The 19722-nt window shown below is 67.3% G+C and carries 18 protein-coding genes and 2 pseudogenes; 9 read left to right on the forward strand and 11 right to left on the reverse strand.

Annotated elements, in window-relative coordinates:
- Position 1 precedes the first annotated feature (1 nt).
- From ABE85_RS22815 to ABE85_RS22850, 8 genes are all read right to left on the reverse strand, one after another.
- On the reverse strand, positions 2-220 hold the full coding sequence (locus ABE85_RS22815; RefSeq protein ID WP_067280209.1) for a hypothetical protein: 219 nt from the start codon (positions 218-220) through the stop codon (positions 2-4).
- 15 nt (positions 221-235) lie between these two features.
- Entirely contained in the window at positions 236-721 is a 486-nt protein-coding gene (locus ABE85_RS22820) for a putative toxin-antitoxin system toxin component, PIN family (RefSeq protein WP_067280212.1), read from the reverse strand.
- Positions 718-1068 (reverse strand): AbrB/MazE/SpoVT family DNA-binding domain-containing protein, encoded by a 351-nt coding sequence (locus ABE85_RS22825; RefSeq protein WP_067280215.1) that lies wholly within the window; start codon positions 1066-1068, stop codon positions 718-720. Before ABE85_RS22825 ends, ABE85_RS22820 begins: the two co-directional genes overlap by 4 nt.
- Positions 1069-1072: 4 nt before the next feature.
- Positions 1073-1591 (reverse strand): GNAT family N-acetyltransferase, encoded by a 519-nt coding sequence (locus ABE85_RS22830; RefSeq protein WP_067280217.1) that lies wholly within the window; start codon positions 1589-1591, stop codon positions 1073-1075.
- A gap of 152 nt (positions 1592-1743) precedes the next feature.
- Positions 1744-2406: a PolC-type DNA polymerase III gene (locus ABE85_RS22835; protein ID WP_067280219.1), complete on the reverse strand. Its 663-nt coding sequence runs from the start codon at positions 2404-2406 to the stop codon at positions 1744-1746.
- Complete coding sequence (locus tag ABE85_RS22840) at positions 2403-2717, reverse strand: nucleotide pyrophosphohydrolase (RefSeq protein ID WP_067280221.1); 315 nt, start codon at positions 2715-2717, stop codon at positions 2403-2405. The genes ABE85_RS22835 and ABE85_RS22840 overlap by 4 nt, the downstream gene beginning before the upstream one ends.
- Positions 2718-3101: 384 nt before the next feature.
- Entirely contained in the window at positions 3102-3749 is a 648-nt protein-coding gene (queE, locus tag ABE85_RS22845) for a 7-carboxy-7-deazaguanine synthase (protein WP_067280223.1), read from the reverse strand.
- A complete protein-coding gene (locus tag ABE85_RS22850) occupies positions 3746-4867 on the reverse strand; it encodes a 6-carboxytetrahydropterin synthase (protein WP_067280226.1) in 1122 nt (373 codons plus the stop codon). The genes queE and ABE85_RS22850 overlap by 4 nt, the downstream gene beginning before the upstream one ends.
- 167 nt (positions 4868-5034) lie before the next feature.
- Here ABE85_RS22850 and ABE85_RS27155 point away from each other — a divergent pair, with 167 nt between their 5' ends.
- Both ABE85_RS27155 and ABE85_RS22855 read left to right on the forward strand, forming a co-directional pair.
- Positions 5035-5601 (forward strand): type II toxin-antitoxin system RelE/ParE family toxin, encoded by a 567-nt coding sequence (locus ABE85_RS27155; protein ID WP_231993161.1) that lies wholly within the window; start codon positions 5035-5037, stop codon positions 5599-5601.
- On the forward strand, positions 5582-5914 hold the full coding sequence (locus ABE85_RS22855; RefSeq protein WP_067280228.1) for a DNA-binding transcriptional regulator: 333 nt from the start codon (positions 5582-5584) through the stop codon (positions 5912-5914). Before ABE85_RS27155 ends, ABE85_RS22855 begins: the two co-directional genes overlap by 20 nt.
- 76 nt (positions 5915-5990) lie before the next feature.
- Here the strand turns inward: ABE85_RS22855 and ABE85_RS22860 are convergent, their stop codons facing one another.
- Positions 5991-7049: a S1/P1 nuclease gene (locus ABE85_RS22860; protein ID WP_067280231.1), complete on the reverse strand. Its 1059-nt coding sequence runs from the start codon at positions 7047-7049 to the stop codon at positions 5991-5993.
- 274 nt (positions 7050-7323) lie between these two features.
- Between ABE85_RS22860 and ABE85_RS22865 the strand changes: the two genes are divergently transcribed.
- The 7 genes and pseudogenes from ABE85_RS22865 (at position 7324) to ABE85_RS22890 (ending at position 17568) form a co-directional block, all read left to right on the forward strand.
- Complete coding sequence (locus ABE85_RS22865) at positions 7324-7542, forward strand: molybdopterin-binding protein (RefSeq protein ID WP_067280234.1); 219 nt, start codon at positions 7324-7326, stop codon at positions 7540-7542.
- Positions 7543-7573: 31 nt separating this feature from the next.
- Positions 7574-8194 carry an alpha/beta hydrolase gene (locus tag ABE85_RS22870; protein WP_067280236.1) on the forward strand — a complete coding sequence of 207 codons (621 nt, stop codon included), beginning with the start codon at positions 7574-7576 and terminating at the stop codon, positions 8192-8194.
- A 138-nt stretch (positions 8195-8332) separates the two neighbouring features.
- Complete coding sequence (locus tag ABE85_RS22875) at positions 8333-8779, forward strand: SRPBCC family protein (protein WP_067280239.1); 447 nt, start codon at positions 8333-8335, stop codon at positions 8777-8779.
- A 326-nt stretch (positions 8780-9105) separates the two neighbouring features.
- Positions 9106-9567 (forward strand): annotated as a pseudogene (locus tag ABE85_RS28895) (protein-disulfide reductase DsbD domain-containing protein); the annotation flags it as partial.
- Positions 9568-10737: 1170 nt separating this feature from the next.
- A pseudogene (locus ABE85_RS28900) lies at positions 10738-11280 on the forward strand (thioredoxin family protein); the annotation flags it as partial.
- A 59-nt stretch (positions 11281-11339) separates the two neighbouring features.
- A complete protein-coding gene (locus ABE85_RS22885) occupies positions 11340-12002 on the forward strand; it encodes a redoxin domain-containing protein (RefSeq protein ID WP_197507127.1) in 663 nt (220 codons plus the stop codon).
- A gap of 124 nt (positions 12003-12126) precedes the next feature.
- Complete coding sequence (locus ABE85_RS22890; RefSeq protein WP_082938870.1) at positions 12127-17568, forward strand: diguanylate cyclase; 5442 nt, start codon at positions 12127-12129, stop codon at positions 17566-17568.
- Here the strand turns inward: ABE85_RS22890 and ABE85_RS22895 are convergent, their stop codons facing one another.
- Positions 17569-18495, reverse strand: coding sequence for a TIGR02285 family protein (locus ABE85_RS22895; RefSeq protein ID WP_067280247.1), 927 nt, complete (start codon positions 18493-18495; stop codon positions 17569-17571).
- Between the two features lie 192 nt (positions 18496-18687).
- Complete coding sequence (locus ABE85_RS22900; protein ID WP_067283376.1) at positions 18688-19647, reverse strand: sulfate ABC transporter substrate-binding protein; 960 nt, start codon at positions 19645-19647, stop codon at positions 18688-18690.
- Positions 19648-19722 lie beyond the last annotated feature (75 nt).

Here is a 19722-nt window from a genome sequence, read left to right on the forward strand (position 1 = left end):
CTCAGCCCGGGATGCCCACGTGCAGCTTTTCAAGACCGCCGTTCTGGTCCTGGAGCGCGACGTGATAGCCCTGCTCCTTGAACCAGTCGGCCCATTGCCGGGCGTGCGACTTCTCCGGGAGCCAGGGCCCGGTGCGATCCATGTGGACCCGGTTGCCGCGGCGTTCGTAGAACACCACGCGCCACATGTTGGAGGGGATGCGGTCGTGAAAGCTGGACATGAGCGACCGCGGAATCTAGCAAAGCAATGTGTCCCGCTGGGAGGGGGGCAACACCTGGAACCATCCCGACATCGCACACACCGTGCAGAGTTGCCGGGCGGCCTGGCTACGACTGTTCGCACACCATCTCGACAGCACCGCGTCGTCGCACATCAGCAGTGAGGCACCACCTTGCAGCGCGAGTTCGACGAGCGATTGCAGGGGCTCGGACAACCCCGTGATCCGTGCGCCACGCTTGGGTTTCACCACCTCCGCATACGGCAGGAAATCCGCGAGCAGTTCCTGTTGCTGCACGTTGGACAACGCGAGCTTCGGATAGGCCAGCGCACGCATCAGCGTCGACGCGAGATCGGGGCTTACCAGCGGTCGCAGCAGGCCCTGCTGCCACGCGCGACGAAGGCCGAGCGCCTCGCCACCGGACATCAACAACGCACGCAGGATCAATGCCGGATCGATGACGGCGCGCTCCGGCGCCGCCGCCTTCTTCGATCGCCGGGTCATGCGGATTTGCGGATGGTCTTGCGGACGGATGCGGCTGCGGGTGCCTTGCCCGTCGCAGGCGCCTTCCCGACGACCTTCGCGACCTTCGCAACCTTGGTGACCTTCACGGTCCTGGCCGCAGGCTTGGCGGCCTTCGACGAAAACGCCATCGCCTTCGCGATCACGCCGTCGTCGAGCTCGAGTTCCGCCAGCTTGGCCCGGACCGCATCGCCGCGCTGGATGCGCACCGGCGTCAACACCACCTGCCCGGCCTGCAGCAGCACTTCGAAGTACTGCACGGGGCCGAGCTTGTCGGTGACGCTTTTCGGGAGGGTGAGCTGGTTCTTGGACGTCAGCTTCGCCAGCACGCGATCAGACCAGCGAGCGCTGCAGACGGAGCTGTTCGAGCGCGCGACCTTCGACGTCGACCGCCTTCACGCTGTCGTTCTCGACCTTGAAGCCGGCGATCTCGAAGAAGCGCATTGCGCGGTCGTTGTTCTTGTAGGTCCACAGCGTGACGCGGGTGCAGCCTTCTTCCTGAAGACCTTCCTGCGCCGCTTCGACGAGTGCCTGGCCGACGCCCTTGTCCCAATGAGCGGGCATGGCGTACATGGCCCAGATCTCACCGGTGGTGGAGGGCGTGCCCTTGTCGCGGGAGCGGTCGAAGCCGACGAAACCCATCACCTCGTTGTCCAGGTGTGCGACCAGCACTTGTGGCTCGCACATGTTGATGGCTTCGCGCCAGTAGGCCTGGCGTTGGGCGACGGACAAGCCGTTCAGGGCGGTATCGGGCCAGAACTCCTTGTACGCGTCCTGAGCGGAACTCACCTGGATCTGGGCGATGGCCTTGGCATCACGCAGTGTGGCCGGGCGAATCTGAATACTCGACATACTTGGAGAACAAACGCATTTCGGGGAAAGGGCGGGATTGTCCCAGTCAATGCGACCAAACGGGCATCTTGACAGTAAATGTTTTACTGACCTTGATCGCAGCGGTGCGCATCGAGGCCACCACCGGCCTCAAAGCTCACGACAGGCGAACTTCAGACCAGCGACACCTGCAGATGCCGTCGGAAATCGCGCGCGAATCCGGTGGCTGCCTTGTGCCAATGAGGCCGCGCCACCGCCTGCAATCGCAGCAGCAGCTCGTGTTCGACGCTCAGTTCCCCGAGAAATTCAGCAAGTTCAACCCCGATGTCACGTTGCATCCGCTGCACCAGCTGAGCGGTGGTCAGCGCGTCGGCGAGGGCACGGTGAGCGCGGCCGTTGTCGGGCAGGCGATGGAAGCGTGCGAGCGTTCCCAGCTTGCAGTTCGGCGAATCCGGATAGAGGCGGCGAGCCAGTTTCACGGTACAGGCGAACTCGGGGGCGATGCGCGGCGAGGCCTCTGCGCGATCCAGTTCATGCAGCCAGAAGCCGCGATCGAAGCTCGAGTTGTGCGCCACGAAGCCGCAGCCCTCGGTGAACGTCGCGACCTCGCGCATGACCTGGGCCGCATCGGGCGCGTCCTCGACCATCTCGTTGCTGATGCCGGTGAGGCGCTCGATCATCGGCGGGATCCACGCGCCGGTGTTCATGAGGCTCTGGTACTGGCCGACGATCTCCCCGTCGCGCAGCAGCACGGCGGCGATCTCGGTGGCACGGCCTCCCCCTTGCGGCGAGTTGCCGGTGGTCTCGAAGTCGATGACGGCGATGGTGCGCTTCATGCGGTCTTGGCGGGGTACTTCCGGGCGTTTATGGCGATCTTCCGATCGACGGCGGCTGGCACGTCGACGCCGGCTCGGTCGGCGATCTGCAGCAGGTACATCAACACGTCGGCGATCTCCTCGCCCAGATGCTGATGGTCTTCGGGCGACAGCTGCCGGGACTCCTCGGCGGTCTTCCACTGGAAGATCTCGACGAGCTCGGCCGACTCCACGACCAGCGCCATCGCCAGGTTCTTCGGCGTGAGGTACGGGTCCCAGTCGCGGGCCGCGGCGAAGTCGCGCAGTCGTCGTTGCAGGTCGGCAATGTCCATGGCTTCGCAGTGTGCAAGTCCGGGGCGGGCTGCTCAAGCACCGTGTGCGCTGGCAACGCTCCACAGCAACGTCGCAGAGAAATTTCCCGCCTCTGTTTTCAACATCAAGGTTTTATATAACTCTTTAGTCGTCTTAGTAGAGGGCCGACATTTCTGTGGACAAGTCTCAGATCTTCTTGAAAATCAAGGACTTGAGTGGACCTGAACCTTGTGCGTGGAGGGCCTCTTTGGCGTTGCACGGATCGACAACAACCGGACCACCACCCCCTCGGCCTGTGGAGAAGTGGCCACTTGCCAGAAAGTTTTCCACAGCGTTGTTGGCTATGCAGCGGTGCCCGTCCTGTGCAAGCACCGGCGGGAACGGGGATAACTTCCCCGTCCGCCTCAATCGATCCCGACCACCTTGTGCATCTGGATCGACAACTTCCATTGCGGATGGTCCATGCAATACGCGATGGCGGCCCGGGTGTTCTGCTTCTGAAGGACCGAGTCCATGGGCTGGAGGAAGAAGTGGTCGAAGGCCAGATCCGCGAAGCGCTCGGGCAAGGCCAGAGGCTGTGGATAAACCAGCTTCAACTCGTTGCCCTTCGTCAGGACGACTTCCGCGTCGGCCTTCGGGCTCACGCAGATCCAGTCCAGGCCTTCAGGCGCGGGCTGGGTGCCGTTGGTCTCGACGGCGATCTCGAAGCCGTGTGCCTTCAACGCGGTGATCAGCGGGCCGTCGAGCTGAAGCAGCGGCTCGCCGCCGGTGCAGACCACGTATGGCGTGCCGGTCTTCCGGCCGTGTTCATCCTTGGGCCACTTCGAGTCGATCGCTTCGGCCAAGGCATCCGCCGAGACGAACTTGCCGCCGCCCTGCCCGTCCGTGCCGACGAAGTCGGTATCGCAGAAGGTGCAGACGGCCTTCTCCCGGTCCTGCTCACGGCCGGTCCACAGGTTGCAGCCGGCAAAGCGGCAGAACACGGCCGCGCGGCCGGCTTGGGCGCCCTCGCCCTGCAGCGTGTAGAACATTTCTTTCACGGCGTAGGTCATACGGGGATCAACTCCTCGAACGGGCCGTGGCTGACGATGACGCCGCTGCCGCGGGTCTCGTAGAGGTCCACGCGCTCCAACGGCGGCAATTGCGCCTTGGCTTGTTGCAGCACCCAGGCGGCCAGGCTGGCCGTGTCCGAGTCCGGCAGGCCGGCGAGTTCATGCAGCGGATGGTGATCCATCGCCTTGTAGATCGGATCGAACAGCAGCTTCACGTCGCTGAAGTCCATGGCCCAGCCGAAGACCTGGTCCAACGCCGCGCTCAGATGCAGACGCAGGGTGAAGGTGTGGCCGTGGATGCCTGCCAGCGGATGTTCCGACGGTGCGCGGTTGAGCTTCACCGCGCTGTCGAGGGTGAACTCCTTCCAGATCCGGTAGCGCTCGCCGTCGAAGTTGGCGCCACTGGATCCGGTCTCGTAGACGGTGACCCAGCTCAGTTCAGGCAGTTGAGGCTTCAACCGGGCCCACAGCCAGGACGAAATCAATTCGCTGGTCGGATTCGACAGGCCGTCGATCTCGTTCAGGCACTGGTAGTTCAGCTGCGCGTGGAACGGCGCCCAGAGCTCGTCGAGATGGTCGTAGTCGATGCTCAGGTCGCGCTCGCCGAGGTCCTGGTTGGCGTGCAGGATCAATTCGAAGCCGTGTCCGTGCATGCGACCGCACTTGTGGCCCATCGGGACGTTGGGCAGCTGATGCGCAGCCTGGAAGCGGTATCGACGCCAGACATGCGCGTGGCCGTTGGCGTCCAGGTCGACGCCGGAGTTCGACGTGCTCTGGATCCCGACCTGCGTGATGCCGGGCACCTCGAACTCGGTCTCGAGACGGTGACGGATCCAACGGGCGATGTTCTCGTCGGTCGGCTGGGTGATGTGCTGGTTCAGCAGCGCGTGGTCCAGCGGGGCGATGCAGCGTTCGAGGCAGTCGCGCAGCGCGCTGACCTCGCCTCCTGGGAACGGTGCCCAGCCGGACGGCAGTTCCGCGCGAACGGTGGCCAGATAGCTGTGACCGTGAAGACTGCGGGAGCGGTGACCGGGAGGGAGCGCGTCGATCTGACACGCGGACTCGAAGCCCGCCGAGGCGGTGAAAAGCGAGGCGGGAGAAGCAGGTAAAGCAGACATTCCGAGAGTGTGACACGCCCGCTTTTCTTATCTTCTTGTATTGAATATCTCCTTGGTCGTATTAGTAGGTGTTTACGGGTTCGTGTGGACAACGCCCGAATTGCTTGTCAGAACAAGGACTTGCGAGCAGGGCAACGGTGTGGGCCGAACCCGGAGGAACTCCGGGAATGGAAGACAACAACTTCTGGAAGCGCGGAGCCGCTGTGGACAACCTGCAGCTTGTTCATTGTTCATCCCCAGGGTTGTGCACAGGCCGCCAATCAAGACAAACACGCATCTTTGAGCTAACGACAGCGTCGAACTCGTCGGCCAGACTATGGCACCTAGTGCTACAGTTTGGAGATCAAGTGAAGAGGGTTTTCAAGACGCGTGCGTTCGATCGATGGGCGAAGAAGTTGATTCCTGATTGCCTGTTGTGTTTGGCTGCGCGGGACATTGAAGCCGGCCGCTTTGAGGCGGATCTGGGCCACGGCTTGTGCAAGAAGCGCATTGCGGTGGCAGGTCGCGGAAAGCGGGGAGGGCTGCGAGCGCTTGTCGCCAAGCGACATGCAGGTGCTGTCTTCTTCGTAGCGGGCCGAGAGAAGAACGAACCTGGGTTTGATTTTTCTGATGAAGCGGTCGACGTCGCGCTGGCGATTGCTGTCCAACTGCAAGGCATGAGCCTGACGGACCTTGCTGCATCGATCCTTGATGGCCGATTGAAGGAGATTTGCAATGGCAACGAAGGACCCTGAGAACGCGCGCATCTTGCGGGACCTGCTTGAGTTCGCTGAGGACCTGAATTCCTATGGGCTGATGTCGAAGTCCAGCATGGCGAAAATAAGGTCGCTCTGTGTGCCGCCACCGGCGTACACCTGCGAACAGATCGCGGCCATCCGCACGGGCGTGGCGAAGATGAGCCAATCGGTCTTCGCAGCATTCCTCAATGTCAGCGTGTCGACGGTCCAGAAGTGGGAATCTCCCAGGGCAAACAAGCAACCGACCGGCACCGCGCTCCGACTCCTGCAACTCGTCGAATCGAAAGGGGTCGAGGCCCTGATCGCGTGAGATCGACACAGCATCCAGGAACGAAAAAGCCCCGCACCGCGGGGCTTTCGTTCATCTGGGTCAGGCCATCAATTCGTCACTTCTTGTCCGTCTTTTCCGCCTTGTCCGGCCAGATGCTCTCCAGCATCTGCGCCAGGCGGGCGCCGCCATTGATGACGTTCAGGCGCGTCTGCTCGAGGCTGCGGGCGTCGTAGTTTGCCGGAGGCGTGGCCAGCCAGCGAGGACCGCGAAGGCTTTGCTGGCGGGGACCGAAGCTCATGCCATCGAACGCATCGCGTGCGCCCAGCAGCGATTCGCTCGCCCACTGCACGGGCCAGTCGTCCGGGTTTCCCGTTGCGGGCGGCACATCCTTGGCAAGCGCCGGCATCGCAGCGAGTTGCTCCGCGCTCAACCGTCCCGGCATCCCGTCCCAGTAGCTGTGCAGGTTGCCGCCTGGCGTGCCGTCCGGCTTGGGCAGCGTGATGGCGTTCGCGCCCACCGTATGCGTCTGCGCATCGGCGCCCTGCGTATCCGGGTCGTATGGCTTGCCGTCCGCGTCCAGGTACAGCGAACCCATGTGCAGCGGCTGGTGCATGTCGCCGATCGCGTGCGTGATCAGCGCCAGCGCCTCCCGTTCGTTGAAGTCCATCGGCGGCGTCTGCTTGCCGGTCTTCAATACGAGGATCGCCGCCTTCAGCGCGGGCACCAGGTCATGGTCGCTGGTGCCGATCGCGCCAGGCACATAGCGGCCACGCTGGATCGCGACGTTGGCATAGTGGTACTGCTTGTTGCAGGACTCTTCGCCCGGCTTGGGCAGGCATTGCTCGAAGTTGCGCTTCACGTAGTCGCGCATCCGGGCTTCTTCCTCGGCGTTGTTCTCGAACACCGCGCACTCGGCAAAACGGCCCGTCACCGCGTACTTGAACTCGTTGCCGGTATCGATGCCCTTCACGCAGTCGTCCCACACGGCGATGTCGCGCAGCGAGACCGGACCGAGGATGCGCTTGACCTCGGCTTCAGCGCGATGGCCCTTGATCAACTGGGCGGCGATCTCACCGACGGTGTTGTGGCCGACGGCCCCGAATCCGAAGGCCTGACCGCAGCAGACGGCCAGCAGCGACAACGCGGCTAGGCCGCGCGCAAACGATTTGGTCATGACATGAAACCCGTGTCGAACGATGCGCCGGCGGGCGGCCGGCAGGGGATGGCGGATTGTGCATGGGGCTCCATGACAGCCTTCAACGGAGATTCCCCTGGGACGGCGCCCGGCGGGCGGATCGCGCAGCGGCGGCCCCGGCTTTACCTCCGCTTTACCGCTCCACCCCGCCCGCGTTCTTATTCGTTCAGCGCATGTGGATGCATCAAGCGCTTCGTTCGGCAAATGAGCCGGGCTGCCTAAGCTGGTCCCCATCTTCTTTGGAGCCCCTCACATGACCATCACCGCCATCAACGTCCGCAACCAGTTCCGCGGCACCATCAAGGAAATCGTCGAAGGACCGGTTGTCTCGGAAGTCGACGTGCAGACGGCCGCCGGCCTGATCGTCACATCGGTGATCACGACGCGCTCGGTGAAGGAACTCAACCTGACGGTCGGCAAGGAAGTCGTCGCCCTGGTGAAGTCCACCGAGGTGTCGATCGCCACCTTGTGAGCCTCCGGCCCGAGACCAGCAGGAGATCGCCATGGCGCTCTACCCTCTCCGTGCGACGCAGCACAACGGCAGCGCAGAGCCGCGCCTGCTGATCATCCCCGGCCTGCATGACAGCGGGCCGGCGCATTGGCAGAGCTGGCTCGAGCAGCAGTATCGCGACGCGCACCGCGTGAAGCAGCGCGACTTCAGCCATCCGGATCTGGAGCGGTGGTCGGAGCGCATCCATGCGCGCATCGACAACGCGGGCCCCGGCGAATGGATCGTCGTGGCGCACAGCTTCGGCTGCCTGGCGCTGGCGCATCACCTGCAGCATCATCCGGACTCGCCGGTCCGGGAGGCGCTGCTGGTCGCGCCGGCCGAGCCTGACAAGTTCGGCCTCGCGGAAAGCCTGCCGCACCAGCGCCTGGGTCGTCCGACGGCCTTGATCGCCAGCCAGAACGACCCCTGGATGAGCGCCTCGAGCGCACTGCGCTGGGCGACGCGCTGGGGCAGCAGCTACAGCAACATCGGCCTGGTCGGACACATCAACACCGAATCCGGCTTCGGCCCATTCCCGCTGGCCAAGCGCTGGGTCGAGGCCGCGAAGGCCCGCGCCGCACGTGAGCGTCGGTCCGAACGCGCGGGCATCCTCGAGTGGTCGTTCTCCGTCTGAGCAAGGGCTGACCCCCGGTTGAAACTGCGAGGCAGAGCGCCCTCGGTGGTATCCCTGTCAGGGCCACGGGGACTCGCGCCGGACACGTTCCGAGGCTATGGTGAATCTCCCATTCGAGAACAAATCCAGGAGACACCGATGCCCTTCACCATCCGCCTGCACCGCGTCCTGAAAGCACCGCCCGAACGTGTCTATCGCGCGTTCACCGACGCCGCAGCGATGTGCAAATGGCTGCCGCCCCATGGCTTCACAGGGACCATGCACCACATGGATCCGAAGGTCGGCGGCACCTGGCGCATGTCGTTCACCAACCTCTCGGCCGGCGGCTCGCATGCCTTCGGCGGGGAATACCTCGAGCTCGAACCAGGGAAGAAGCTCCGCTACACCAGCCGCTTCGATGACCCCAACCTGCCCGGCGACATGACGACGACCATCGAGCTGACCGCAGTTTTCTGCGGGACAGAAATGCAGGTCACCCAGGAAGGCATCCCCGATGTCATCCCCTCCCAAGCCTGCTATCTGGGCTGGCAGGAGTCCCTCACCCTGCTCGCTCAACTCGTCGAACCCGATATTCCGAACGGCTGATTCCGCGCGTTTTCCTGGCAGGGGTTGTCAGGCTCTCAGCGTTTTTGAACGCTGGTTTTTGCGTCTTTCCAGAGACCTGGACCCCGCTTGGCCAAGCGCGGGCTCTCCACGGGGCATGGGGCCTCGCGTCCGCGAACCCCAAGCCCCATTCCGGCCCCACCCGCACCCGCTGACTTCCCGTTCTTGGCGACGGTCACGGACTGTGGAATTCGGGGATATCGGATTTCCCGGTTTCATCGAATCGGGAAAGTAAGGAAACAAGGAAAGACGACGCCTTGTGAGGGTCAAGCCCATTGCCTAGCATCGCGCCCATGCGCTTTCTTCCCATGAACCTCCTGCGATCCGCAGCAGCGACGGCATTCGCCTCGTTCGCGGTCCTCGCATCCACGGCGAGCGCCGCGCCGCCCACCGACCGCTCCGCGACCGACGAGGTCCAGGTCCGGCTGATCAGCGCCTCTTCACAGGTGGCACCAGGCCAGACCCTGCTGCTCGCGCTCGAACAACGCATCGCGACACACTGGCACACCTACTGGAAGAACCCCGGCGACTCAGGCCAACCCACCAGCATCGAATGGACCCTGCCCAAGGGCGCGACCGCCGGCGAGATCCTCTGGCCGGCACCCCGGCGATTCGACGTCGGTCCCATCACCAACTACGGCTACGAGGACCAGGTCCTGCTGTTGACCGAAGTCCGGCTCCCTCAAGACCTGACCCCCGGCACGATCGCCACGCTGACCGCCGAGGCGACGTGGCTCGTCTGTCGCGAAGAATGCATCCCGCAACAGGCGACGCTGGCGCTCTCGCTTCCCATCGCCGCCGCGGCGAAACCTTCTGCGGACGCCTCCGCGTTGTCCACAGCGCGTGCCGCGTTGCCCGGCAAGGCACCGTTCCCGACTGCCGCCCGCTTGGAGGGGCGAGACCTGCTCGTGACGTGGTCCGCCTCGACCGTACCCGTCGTCAAGCAGGCGCTGTTCATGCCGCAGGACTGGGGTCGCATCCAGCACGCCGCGAAGCCGCAACTCGACCGCATCGGCGATGACTGGCGGCTGCGTGTGCCGGTCGGTGAGGAACCAGCCACGGCCGGAAAACCGCTGAATGGCTTGCTGCTCGTCGATGGCAAGGCCTGGGAGGTCAGCTTGCCGGTCACCGGTGCAGTGATGGCACCGACATCGGTCGCACCACCGGCGACAACGACGACATCGTCGACGTCAACCTCGGCAGCAGCGTCTCCTGCTGCAAGCACCACAACCGGCGAATCCGCCATCAGTCTCTGGAGCGCGATGGGCCTCGCGCTGATCGGCGGCCTGATCCTGAACCTCATGCCCTGCGTGTTCCCGGTGCTGGCGATCAAGGCGTTGGGCTTCCTGCATGGCAATGCCGGCGAGCACCGCCGCCAAGGCCTGGCCTACACCGCGGGTGTGCTGATCGCCTTCGCGGCGTTCGGCGGTGTGCTGCTCGCGTTGCGCAGCGCGGGCGGCAGCGTGGGCTGGGGCTTCCAGTTCCACTCGCCGCTGTTCGTGCTGCTGCTCGCCTGGCTGATGTTCGTGCTGGGCCTGTCGCTGGCGGGACCATTGCAAATCGGTGCGGGATTCGCCGGCATCGGCGAAGGGCTGGCCAGCAAGCCCGGCCTCGCGGGCAGCTTCTTCACCGGCGTGCTCGCGACGGTCGTGGCGACGCCGTGCACCGCGCCGTTCATGGGCGCGGCGATGGCGTATGCGCTGGCGCAGCCTGCCGCGGAGTTGATGGCAGTGTTCCTGTCGCTGGGACTGGGCCTGGCGCTGCCTTACCTGGTCCTGGCCTGGTGGCCCGCGCTGCAGCGACGCATGCCGCGTCCTGGCGTGTGGATGGACGTGCTCAAGCAGGCGTTGGCGTTCCCGATGTTCGCCGCCGCGATCTGGCTCGTGTGGGTGATCGCGCAGCAGGCCGGGCCGATGGGCGTGCTGGTGGCCCTCGCGGGCATGGGCCTGCTGGCGTTCGCCGCCTGGATCCGTTCGGTGAGCCGGAACGCCACGCCGCGGTGGCGATGGACGGGAGTCGGCGCGGCGATCGCGTCGTTGGCTGCCGCCGTCGCGCTGCTGCCGACGCTGTCGACCCTCGGTGGCGAGGAGTCGCCAGGCGCGGCGGCATCGGGTGCTGCCTCACGATCCGCGGCCGCCGATCACGAACCCTACTCGCCCGAGCGCCTGGCCCAGCTGCGCGCGCAAGGCAAGCCGGTGTTCGTGAACCTGACCGCGTCGTGGTGCATCACCTGTCTCGTGAACGAGCGCGTCGCACTGTCCACCGACGAGGTACGCGCTGCCTTCGAGCAACAAGGCATCACCTACCTCAAGGGCGACTGGACCCGCCAGGATCCGCGCATCACCGAACTGCTGAAGCAGCACGACCGCAGCGGCGTGCCGCTGTACCTGTTCTATCCCGCCGGGACCGGCGGCACCGCGCAGGTGCTGCCGCAGCTGCTCACGCCCGGCATCGTCACGACAGCCCTGAAGGCTGGCACCTCTTGAGCCGAGGGCTCACCCCCTTCCCTTCCTACCGCCGTTTTCATCCTGGAGACCTTGTCATGAACATCCCGATGACTTCCACGACCTCCTCGTTCCGCGGCGCGCTGTCGCGCCGTGTGGTGCTGGCCGGCGCCGCGTTCGCGGCGACGATGGCGATGACCGGCGTGGCGCACGCGCAGGCGCAGATCGATCAGCCCGCGCCGGCCTTCAGCGCGACGACCGCCGACGGCAAGACCGTCACGCTGGACAGCTACAAGGGCAAGACCGTGGTGCTGGAGTGGACCAACCACGACTGCCCCTTCGTGAAGAAGCATTACGGCAGCGGCAACATCCCGGCGCTGCAGAAGGAGGCCACCGCGCAAGGCGTCGTGTGGCTGCAGGTGATCTCGTCGGCACCGGGCCAGCAGGGCCATGTCGACGGCCCGACGGCGATCAAGCTGAACAAGGACCGCGGCGCGGCGCCGACGCAGGTGCTGCTCGATCCGAGCGGCCAGTTGGGCAAGGCCTATGGCGCGCAGACCTCGCCGCATCTGTACATCGTCAATCCGCAAGGCGTGCTGGTCTACAAGGGCGGCATCGACAGCATCGCGACCGCCAAGGCCGAGGACATCGCCAAGGCCGATCCGTATGTGAAGACGGCGCTGGGTGAACTGGCCGCCGGCAAGAAGATCACCCATGCGAGCACGAAGCCTTACGGCTGCTCCATCAAGTACGGCAGTTGAGCGCTGCGTCGATCTGTCGCTTTCTTCCGCTTTCTCCCCCACTCTCGGGTCGTGTTGAGGGGGGAGCGAGGCAGTCCCGTCGCAGGCAGCCGTTACAGTCCACGCACAACGGAAAGCGGATGGGATGACGGACAGACGAGCGTGGGAGGCGGTGACCGACGCCGGGGCCTGGTTGGGGGAGCGGATGCTCCATCAGGGCCGCCGGAGCGAAGTCGTCCGGGTCGAGGATGGTCGAGGCGGCACGCTGCTGCTCAAGCGCCTGCGCGACCCCCGCGCCGATCCCGCCGCCGTGGCCCGGCTGCGCCGCGAGTTCGAGCTGGCCCAGCGCCTCGATCCGGCCTTCGTCCTGCGCCCCGCGGCGCTGATCGAGCACGGGGGCCGTCCGGCGTTGCTGCTGCCGGACTCCGGCGCGGAGACCTTGCGAGACCGTCTTCGGCGCGGCACGCTGGACAACGACGCCCTGATCCGCATCGCGCTCGACCTGGTCGAGGCGCTCCAGCATCTGCATGGCCAGGGACTCATCCATCGCAATCTCGGACCGGGTCAGGTCGTGCTGCTGCCCGGCGCGGGACGCGAAGCGCGCAAGGTGCTGATCGCGGACCTCGGGCTCGCCGCCGAGATCGAGCGCGAACGGCCGCTCGTCCAGCGCGCCGAACTGATCGAGGCCTCGCTCGCGACGCTGGCGCCGGAGCTGACCGGCCGCATGAGCCGTGACGTCGACTACCGGGCGGATTTCTACAGCCTGGGCGCCACGCTGCTGGAGGCGCTGACAGGCGCGCCGCCGTTCAACATCGACGACCCCGCGCGCGCCGTGCATGCGCACCTGGCGCTCGCGGCGCCGATGGCGACGACGCGCAATCACCAGGTCTTCGCACCGCTGGCGCAGGTCGTCGCGCACTGTCTGCACAAGGAGCCCGAAGGCCGCTATCAGAGCCATCAGGCGCTGCGACACGACCTGCAGCTCTGCGATGCGGCGCTGGAACAGGGCCGTGGGCTGCCGGGCTTCGAGCCCGGACAGGGCGACGCCGCCGTGCGCTTCCAGCCCAGCGGGAGGCTTTACGGTCGCGAGTCGGCGCAGGCGCAGCTCGGACAAGCGTTCGAAGATGCCGCGCACGGCCAGGCCGCTGGCCCCGGACTGGTGGCGGTGGCGGGCTTCTCCGGCATCGGCAAGACCGCGCTGGTGCTGGCGGCGCAGCGCAGCCTGCTGGCGCAACGGGGGCACTTCGCAGCCGCCAAGTTCAACCAGTACGGACAGGATCGGCCGTACGGGCCGCTGCTGCATCTGCTGCTCCAACGTGCCGCGCAAGTGCTGGCGCTGCCGGCGCCGCAGCAGCTCGTCTGGCGCGATCGCCTGCGAGAGCGCCTCGGCGCGAATGCCGCGCTGCTCGCGCAGGCGCTGCCGGAGATGACCCCGTTGCTGGCCCTGGACGCGCCGCTGATGCCGGTCGGTCCGGCCGAGGCGGAGAACCGCTTCCTGCGCGCCGTCAGCCAGGGCTTCGCCGCGCTGGCGCGCGAGGGCGAGCCGCAGACGCTGTTCCTCGACGACTGGCAATGGGCCGACCGCGCCTCGCGCCGCCTGCTGCGCGAGTGCCTGCACGACGCGACCCTGCGCCACACGCTGTTCGTCATCGCCTATCGCGACAACGAGATCCCGCCCGGTCATCCGATCGCGCAGGAACTCGCGGAACTGCGGCAGCAGCTCGGCGAGCGCTTCATGCCGCTGCGCGTCGGCCCGCTCGGTCTCGACGACACCCGCCACCTGCTGGCCGACAGCCTGCACCGGGATCCGACCGACGAGGACGCCGGACTCGATGAGCTTGCCCGCCTCTGCCAGACCCGCACGGCGGGGAATCCGTTCTTCCTGCGCCGCTTGCTGGAGGACCTCGTCCGCCGCGGCTTGATCCATTACGACACGGCCGCACAGCGCTGGGACCACGCCCTGGAACGCATCGCCGCGACGCGCACGGCGGACAACGTCGTCGCGCTGATGCTGCAGCAGCTCGATCGCCTGCCCGACACGACGCGCCAGGCGCTGAGCGTGGCGGCGCTGCTGGGTGCGGGCTTCAACCTCGACAGCCTGGCCACGGCGCTCGACGTGCCGGCCGACCTGCTCGCCACCGACCTGCTGCCGGCGCTGCAGGCGCAGCTGCTGGTGCCGGCGAGCGCGCTGTACCGCTACGCGCCGCAGCTGCAGGGTCAGGCCAGCGAGGCCGTGCGTTACGCCTTCGCCCATGACCGCGTGCAGGAGGCGGCGCTGCAGCGCATCGCGGCCGACCAGCGCCCCGCGCTGCAACTGCGCATCGGCCGGCTGCTGCGCGACGGCCATCGCGCCGCGCATCCGGAGGTGCCGCTGCCCTACACGGTGCTGCATCACCTGAACGCGTCGCGCCTGCTGCTGCACGAGCCGCACCACGAGGCCGAGCGCCAGGCGCTGGCCGGATTCAACGCCCAGGCGTCCCGGCAGGCGATGGACGCCGCCGCCTTCGAGCCCGCGGCCGACTACGCCGAACTGGCCCTCGAACTGGCGCCCTGCTCGCCGCATCGCGCGGCGTGGCTGCATCACGCGGCGCGGATGGCCTACCTGGCCGGCCGCCCGTCGCGCATGGACGCGCTGCTGGAATCGGCGATCGCCGATGCCGAGGACAACGCGCAGCGGGCGCGCCTGCTGGAAGTCCGGATGGAGGCCTTCTACGCGCAGGGCCGTCTTGCGGACACCGTCGATCTCGGACTCGAGCTGTTCCTGCTGCTGGGCGCGGAGCTGCCGCGCGCCGGCGGCCCCGACGCGATGGCCCAGGTCATGCAGCTGCTGGCCGACCTGCAGCAGGAGATCGCCGGGATCGGCCTGGACACGCTGGCCGCGCGCGGTCCGATGCGCGACGAGCAGCGCCTGCTGCTGATCTCGATCGCCGCCAAGATGACCGCCGCGGCCTATATCGTGCGGCCGGCGCTGCTGCCCTTGCTGACGCTGTTCCAGGTCCGGCTGATGGTCGACCACGGCCATGTGCCGCAGGCGCTGTCGGCGTACTCCGTGCTGGGTCTGATGTGCGCGGAGTTCCTCGGCGACTACCGCTTCGCCCACGACCTGGGCCGCATGTCGACGGAGCTCGTCGAGCGGCACGGCTGGATGCAGGTGTTCGCGCACGCGGGCTTCTCGTTCCACGCCTTCCTCAGCCACTGGGTGCAGGGGCTGCGCGTGAGCATGGACGGCCTGATGCAGACGCATCGCAACGGTCTGGAGTTCGGCAACCTGCGCCATGCGGGCCTCGGCCTGTATGTGCACGACGTGCACGCGCTGCTGTCGGGCATGCCGCTGCCGGCGCTGGAGGATCAACTGGTCACGCATGGGCAGCGCCTGCGCGCGATGCGCCAGCCGGTGGCCGCGGACTATGAGGACGCGTTGCTCGGCCTCGTGCGCGCGTTGCGGCAGCCGCGCCTGCCCGAGGACGGCTTCGAAGGACTGGAGGCGCTGGCCCGGACCTATGGCGAGCGCCAGGACCAGACCGGCCTGATGTTCCTGCACGGCTGGCAGGCGGTGCTGCATTTCATCGCCGATCGGCCCGAGCCCGCGCTGCGTCTGGCGCTGGAGGCACGAGCGCTCTTCGCCGCGGGACGCGGCATGCACGCGCAATCGCTGCTGCTGTTCATCGCGGCCTGGGCGGCGCAACGCGTCGCGCTGGCGGGCGGGGCGCGCGATCAGGCGCTGGAGGATGACGCGCTGCGACGCCTGCAACGCTGGAGCGACGCCGGCCCCGGCCATCTGCGCGATCGTGTCGCACTGCTGCGTGCGCAGCAGGCGATGCTGTCGGGCGCGCCCATCGAAGAGAGTGACCGGCTGCTGGCCGAGGCATTGGCCGCGGCGGAGGGGCCGCATGGGACGTCGCTCGATCTCGCCGCCGTGCTGCGGGCGCAGGTCGACGCGTGGCGCGAGCATGAACCGGCGCGCGCCGCTCAGGCCCGGCTGCGACTGCAGCAGGCCTGGAAGGACTGGGGCGTCACGGCGCTCGCGGGGGAAGCGCTATCGCGGCCGGTCGACGATCGGAGCGCCTCGATGGCCGCGACCGCCGACGCCGGCGAGATCCGCGCCGACGCCGCCGACCTCAGCACGCTGACGAAGGCGGTACACGCGATCAGCAGCCAGCCCGACCTGCCGCGCCTGTTGCGTCGCCTGCTGGAAGTCGTCGCCGAGAACGCCGGCGCGCAGCGCGCGGCGATCGTGCTGGCGACCGGCACTGCAGGCACGGCCGGCGCAGCGGGTGCTTCGCGCTGGGTGCTGCAGGCGGAAGCGACGCTCGGCGAGTCGCCGACGCTGCATCTGCTCGAGCAGCTGCCGCTGGAGCGCGCGGGCCAGCAACTGCCGCTGACGCTGATGAGCCGCGTGCTGCGCGATGGCGAGCGCGAGTTGATCGTCGACGCGCGTGGTCTGGCCACGATGGAGGACTACTTCCAGCGCCACCCCTCGCCGCCCCGCTCGGTGCTGGCGCTGCCGCTGCTCAAGCAGGGGCAGACGGTGGGCGCGCTGTACCTCGAGAACGCCGCCGCGGCGGGCGTGTTCACCGAGGCGCGGGTGAGCTTCCTGGAACTGCTGTGCGCCAACGTCGTCAACGCGGTGGACAACGCGCGGCTGGTGGCCGAGCTGCAGGAGCTCAATGCCAACCTGGAACGCCGCGTGGCGCGACGCACGCGCGAGCTCGCCGACAGCGAGGAGCGCCTGCGCGCCGTGCTGGATCACGCGCCTATCCCGATGGTCGTGACGCGCGAGCACGACGCGCTGATCGTGTACGCCAACGGCCCTTCCGCGGCGATCGTCGGGCGGCCGCTGGACGACCTCGTCGGCAAGCCGGCGATCAGCTTCTACCGCGAGCCCGGCGAGCGCGACCGCATGCAGCTGAAGTTCAAGGAGGACGGCCGGCTGCAGGGCGAGGAGATCTGCCTGCTGGCCGCCGACGGCCGCGAGCTGTGGATGCTGCTGTCGATGGTGCCGGTGGTGTACGACGGCGCGGCGTCGGTGCTGAGCACGCTGGTGGACTTCACCGACCGCAAGCGGCTGGAGATCGAGCTGCAGCGCCTGGCGACGACCGATGCGCTGACCGGCGCGGCCAACCGGCGCAGCTTCCTGGAGCACGCCGACGCGGAACTCGCGCGCAGCCGTCGCTACGGGCTGGAGATGTCGCTGGTGATGATGGACGTCGACCACTTCAAGCGCATCAACGACACGCTGGGTCACGCGCGCGGCGACGCGGCACTCTGCCACCTGGTGCAGCTCTGCGCGCAGATCGTCCGCAAGCAGGACCTGCTCGGCCGGCTCGGCGGCGAAGAGTTCGGGCTGCTGCTGCCGCAGACCTCGCTGGAAGACGCCACGCACCTGGTGGAGCGTCTGCGTCACCACATCGAGACCAGCGGGCTGGAACTGCAGCCGGGCTCGCCGCCGGCCCTGCTCACGGCGAGCTTCGGCGTGACGGCGTTGCGGCCGGAGGACCTGCGCGTCGAGGAGCTGCTCGGTCGTGCCGACCAAGCGCTGTACCGCGCGAAGGACGGCGGGCGCAATCGCGTCGAGCGGCAGTCCTGATCAGGGATCGATGCGGGAGGGCTTGGCGCGCTCGCGATAGAACGCGTCGAAGCGGGCCGCGTAATGGGCCTTGGTCTCCGGCGTGAGCCAGCGCATCAGGCCCTGCCGCAGGTTGGCGGCGCCTTCCGGCCGGCCGTAGGCCTTGTCGATGCCGCGGATCGCCGCGAGTCCCCACGGCGTGCGCGGGCAGGCGATGCCGGCCATCACCAGATCGCTCGCGCCCTGGATGGGGACGCTGACGAGGTTCTCGGGATTCCCGGCCATGATCAGCGCCATGTCCATCTCCACCGAGTAGTCGGCCCGCCCGAGGTTGAGCATCTGCAGCACGCGGGCGCCGAAGTCCTTGGGCGAATAGAGCGTCACGGCGCTGTCCACGGATCGGGCGGCGAGCATCTCGTCGAGCGCCGGACCGTAGCTGCGTCCGTCGATCAGCGCGCCGCGCAGCGAGGGATCGGCGAGCAGCCGAGGCAGCTGCACCTCGCCGGCCGCGTTGCGCGGCAGGCGCTTGAGCGTGTCGCGGCGCACGATCAGGCCGGGCGGCGGCGTGAGCTGGGTGTTGATGAAGTACGCCGCCTTCTCGCGATCAGGCGTGCGGACCATGTTGGCGCGGCACACCTCCTCGCCGTTCTCGATCATCTGCCAGCTGCGCTTGGCGTTGGCGAAGACGACCTCGTGCCGGACGCCCGGCCACTGCTTCTCAAGGTAGGCCGTCACGCGTCCGGTCACGCCGCTGGCGTCCGCGCCCGTCATCTGCGGCGCGTGGTCGGAGGCGAGCCAGGTGATCCTGGTGACGACGGGCGCGGGGGCAGGCGTTGCGCCGGGGCTCTGCGCACGCGCCTGCGGTGCCGCCAGTATCAGGGCGGTCAGCGGCAGCAGGGCGACAAGGCACGAACGGATCGGGACGGGGAGCTTCACGGTCAACAGCATAAGGGGGTCGCTGCTGGCCATTGAAAAAAAGCCCCGCCGGCCATCGCCAGCGGGGCTGCTCGCACAGAGCGAACGGTCTGGTTGCCTGAAGGGCCGCTTGCGCGGCACCCGAGACCGACCGAGGAGACAAACGTTGATGCTGCAAGCCTGGCGGCTTGCGGCGGAAAGCGTGAAGCGCGGTCCCGTGGGGACTCAGCGCACCGCGCTGATCTGGTCGAAGACGCCGCCGTCGTCGAAGTGGGTCTTCTGCGCATTGCGCCAGCCGCCGAAGACCTCGTCGATGGTCACCAGCTTCACCGGGGCGAAGGTCTTGGCGTACTTCGCGGCGATCTTGGGGTCACGCGGGCGGTAGTAGTTCTTGGCCGCGATCTCCTGGCCTTCCGGCGAGTACAGGTACTCCAGATAGGCCTGGGCGACCTTGCGCGTGCCCTTCTTGTCGACGGTCTTGTCGACCACCGACACCGGCGGCTCGGCCAGGATGGACAGGCTGGGCGTGACGATCTCGAACTTGTCCGGACCCAGTTCCTTCACCGCCAGGTAGGCCTCGTTCTCCCAGGCGATCAGCACGTCGCCGATGCCGCGTTCGACGAAGGTCGTCGTGGAGCCGCGCGCACCGGAGTCCAGCACCTTGGTGTTGGCGTAGATGCGCTTGACGAAGCCCTTGGCCGAGTCGGCGTTGCCGCCCGGCTGCTTCAGCGAATACGCCCACGCGGCCAGGTAGTTCCAGCGCGCGCCGCCCGAGGTCTTCGGGTTCGGCGTGATCACGTCGATGCCGCTGCGGGCCAGGTCCGGCCAGTCGTTGATGTGCTTGGGGTTGCCCTTGCGCACCAGGAACACGATGGTCGAGGTGTAGGGCGAGGCATTGCTCGGCAGACGCTTCTGCCAGTCGGCCGGCACCAGCTTGCCGTGGTCGTGCAGCGCGTCGATGTCGTAGGCCAGCGCCAGCGTGACGACGTCCGCATCCAGGCCGTCGATCACCGAGCGCGCCTGCTTGCCCGAGCCGCCGTGCGAGTTCTTCACCGTGACGGTCTCGCCGGTCTTGGCCTTCCAGTACTTCGCGAACGCGGCGTTGTAGTCCTGGTAGAGCTCGCGGGTCGGGTCGTACGACACGTTGAGCAGCGTGACCGAGCCCTGCGCATGGGCCAGGGGCATCAGCGCGGCACCGCTCAGCAGGGCGGCGGTGGCGAGCAGCGAGACAGTGCGACGAAGTGAGTTCACGGGATTCTT

The sequence above is a fragment of the Mitsuaria sp. 7 genome (genome assembly GCF_001653795.1).
In the GTDB taxonomy this organism is placed as follows: Bacteria; Pseudomonadota; Gammaproteobacteria; order Burkholderiales; family Burkholderiaceae_C; genus Roseateles.

Coding starts and splice junctions, on each gene's coding strand:
- ABE85_RS22815 (WP_067280209.1), bottom strand. CDS start 220: ATGTCCAGCTTTCACGACCGCATCCCCTCCAACATGTGGCGCGTGGTG.
- ABE85_RS22820 (WP_067280212.1), bottom strand. CDS start 721: ATGACCCGGCGATCGAAGAAGGCGGCGGCGCCGGAGCGCGCCGTCATC.
- ABE85_RS22830 (WP_067280217.1), bottom strand. CDS start 1,591: ATGTCGAGTATTCAGATTCGCCCGGCCACACTGCGTGATGCCAAGGCC.
- ABE85_RS22835 (WP_067280219.1), bottom strand. CDS start 2,406: ATGAAGCGCACCATCGCCGTCATCGACTTCGAGACCACCGGCAACTCG.
- ABE85_RS22840 (WP_067280221.1), bottom strand. CDS start 2,717: ATGGACATTGCCGACCTGCAACGACGACTGCGCGACTTCGCCGCGGCC.
- queE (WP_067280223.1), bottom strand. CDS start 3,749: ATGACCTACGCCGTGAAAGAAATGTTCTACACGCTGCAGGGCGAGGGC.
- ABE85_RS22850 (WP_067280226.1), bottom strand. CDS start 4,867: ATGTCTGCTTTACCTGCTTCTCCCGCCTCGCTTTTCACCGCCTCGGCG.
- ABE85_RS27155 (WP_231993161.1), top strand. CDS start 5,035: ATGGAAGACAACAACTTCTGGAAGCGCGGAGCCGCTGTGGACAACCTG.
- ABE85_RS22855 (WP_067280228.1), top strand. CDS start 5,582: ATGGCAACGAAGGACCCTGAGAACGCGCGCATCTTGCGGGACCTGCTT.
- ABE85_RS22860 (WP_067280231.1), bottom strand. CDS start 7,049: ATGACCAAATCGTTTGCGCGCGGCCTAGCCGCGTTGTCGCTGCTGGCC.
- ABE85_RS22865 (WP_067280234.1), top strand. CDS start 7,324: ATGACCATCACCGCCATCAACGTCCGCAACCAGTTCCGCGGCACCATC.
- ABE85_RS22870 (WP_067280236.1), top strand. CDS start 7,574: ATGGCGCTCTACCCTCTCCGTGCGACGCAGCACAACGGCAGCGCAGAG.
- ABE85_RS22875 (WP_067280239.1), top strand. CDS start 8,333: ATGCCCTTCACCATCCGCCTGCACCGCGTCCTGAAAGCACCGCCCGAA.
- ABE85_RS22885 (WP_197507127.1), top strand. CDS start 11,340: ATGAACATCCCGATGACTTCCACGACCTCCTCGTTCCGCGGCGCGCTG.
- ABE85_RS22890 (WP_082938870.1), top strand. CDS start 12,127: ATGACGGACAGACGAGCGTGGGAGGCGGTGACCGACGCCGGGGCCTGG.
- ABE85_RS22895 (WP_067280247.1), bottom strand. CDS start 18,495: ATGCTGTTGACCGTGAAGCTCCCCGTCCCGATCCGTTCGTGCCTTGTC.
- ABE85_RS22900 (WP_067283376.1), bottom strand. CDS start 19,647: ATGCCCCTGGCCCATGCGCAGGGCTCGGTCACGCTGCTCAACGTGTCG.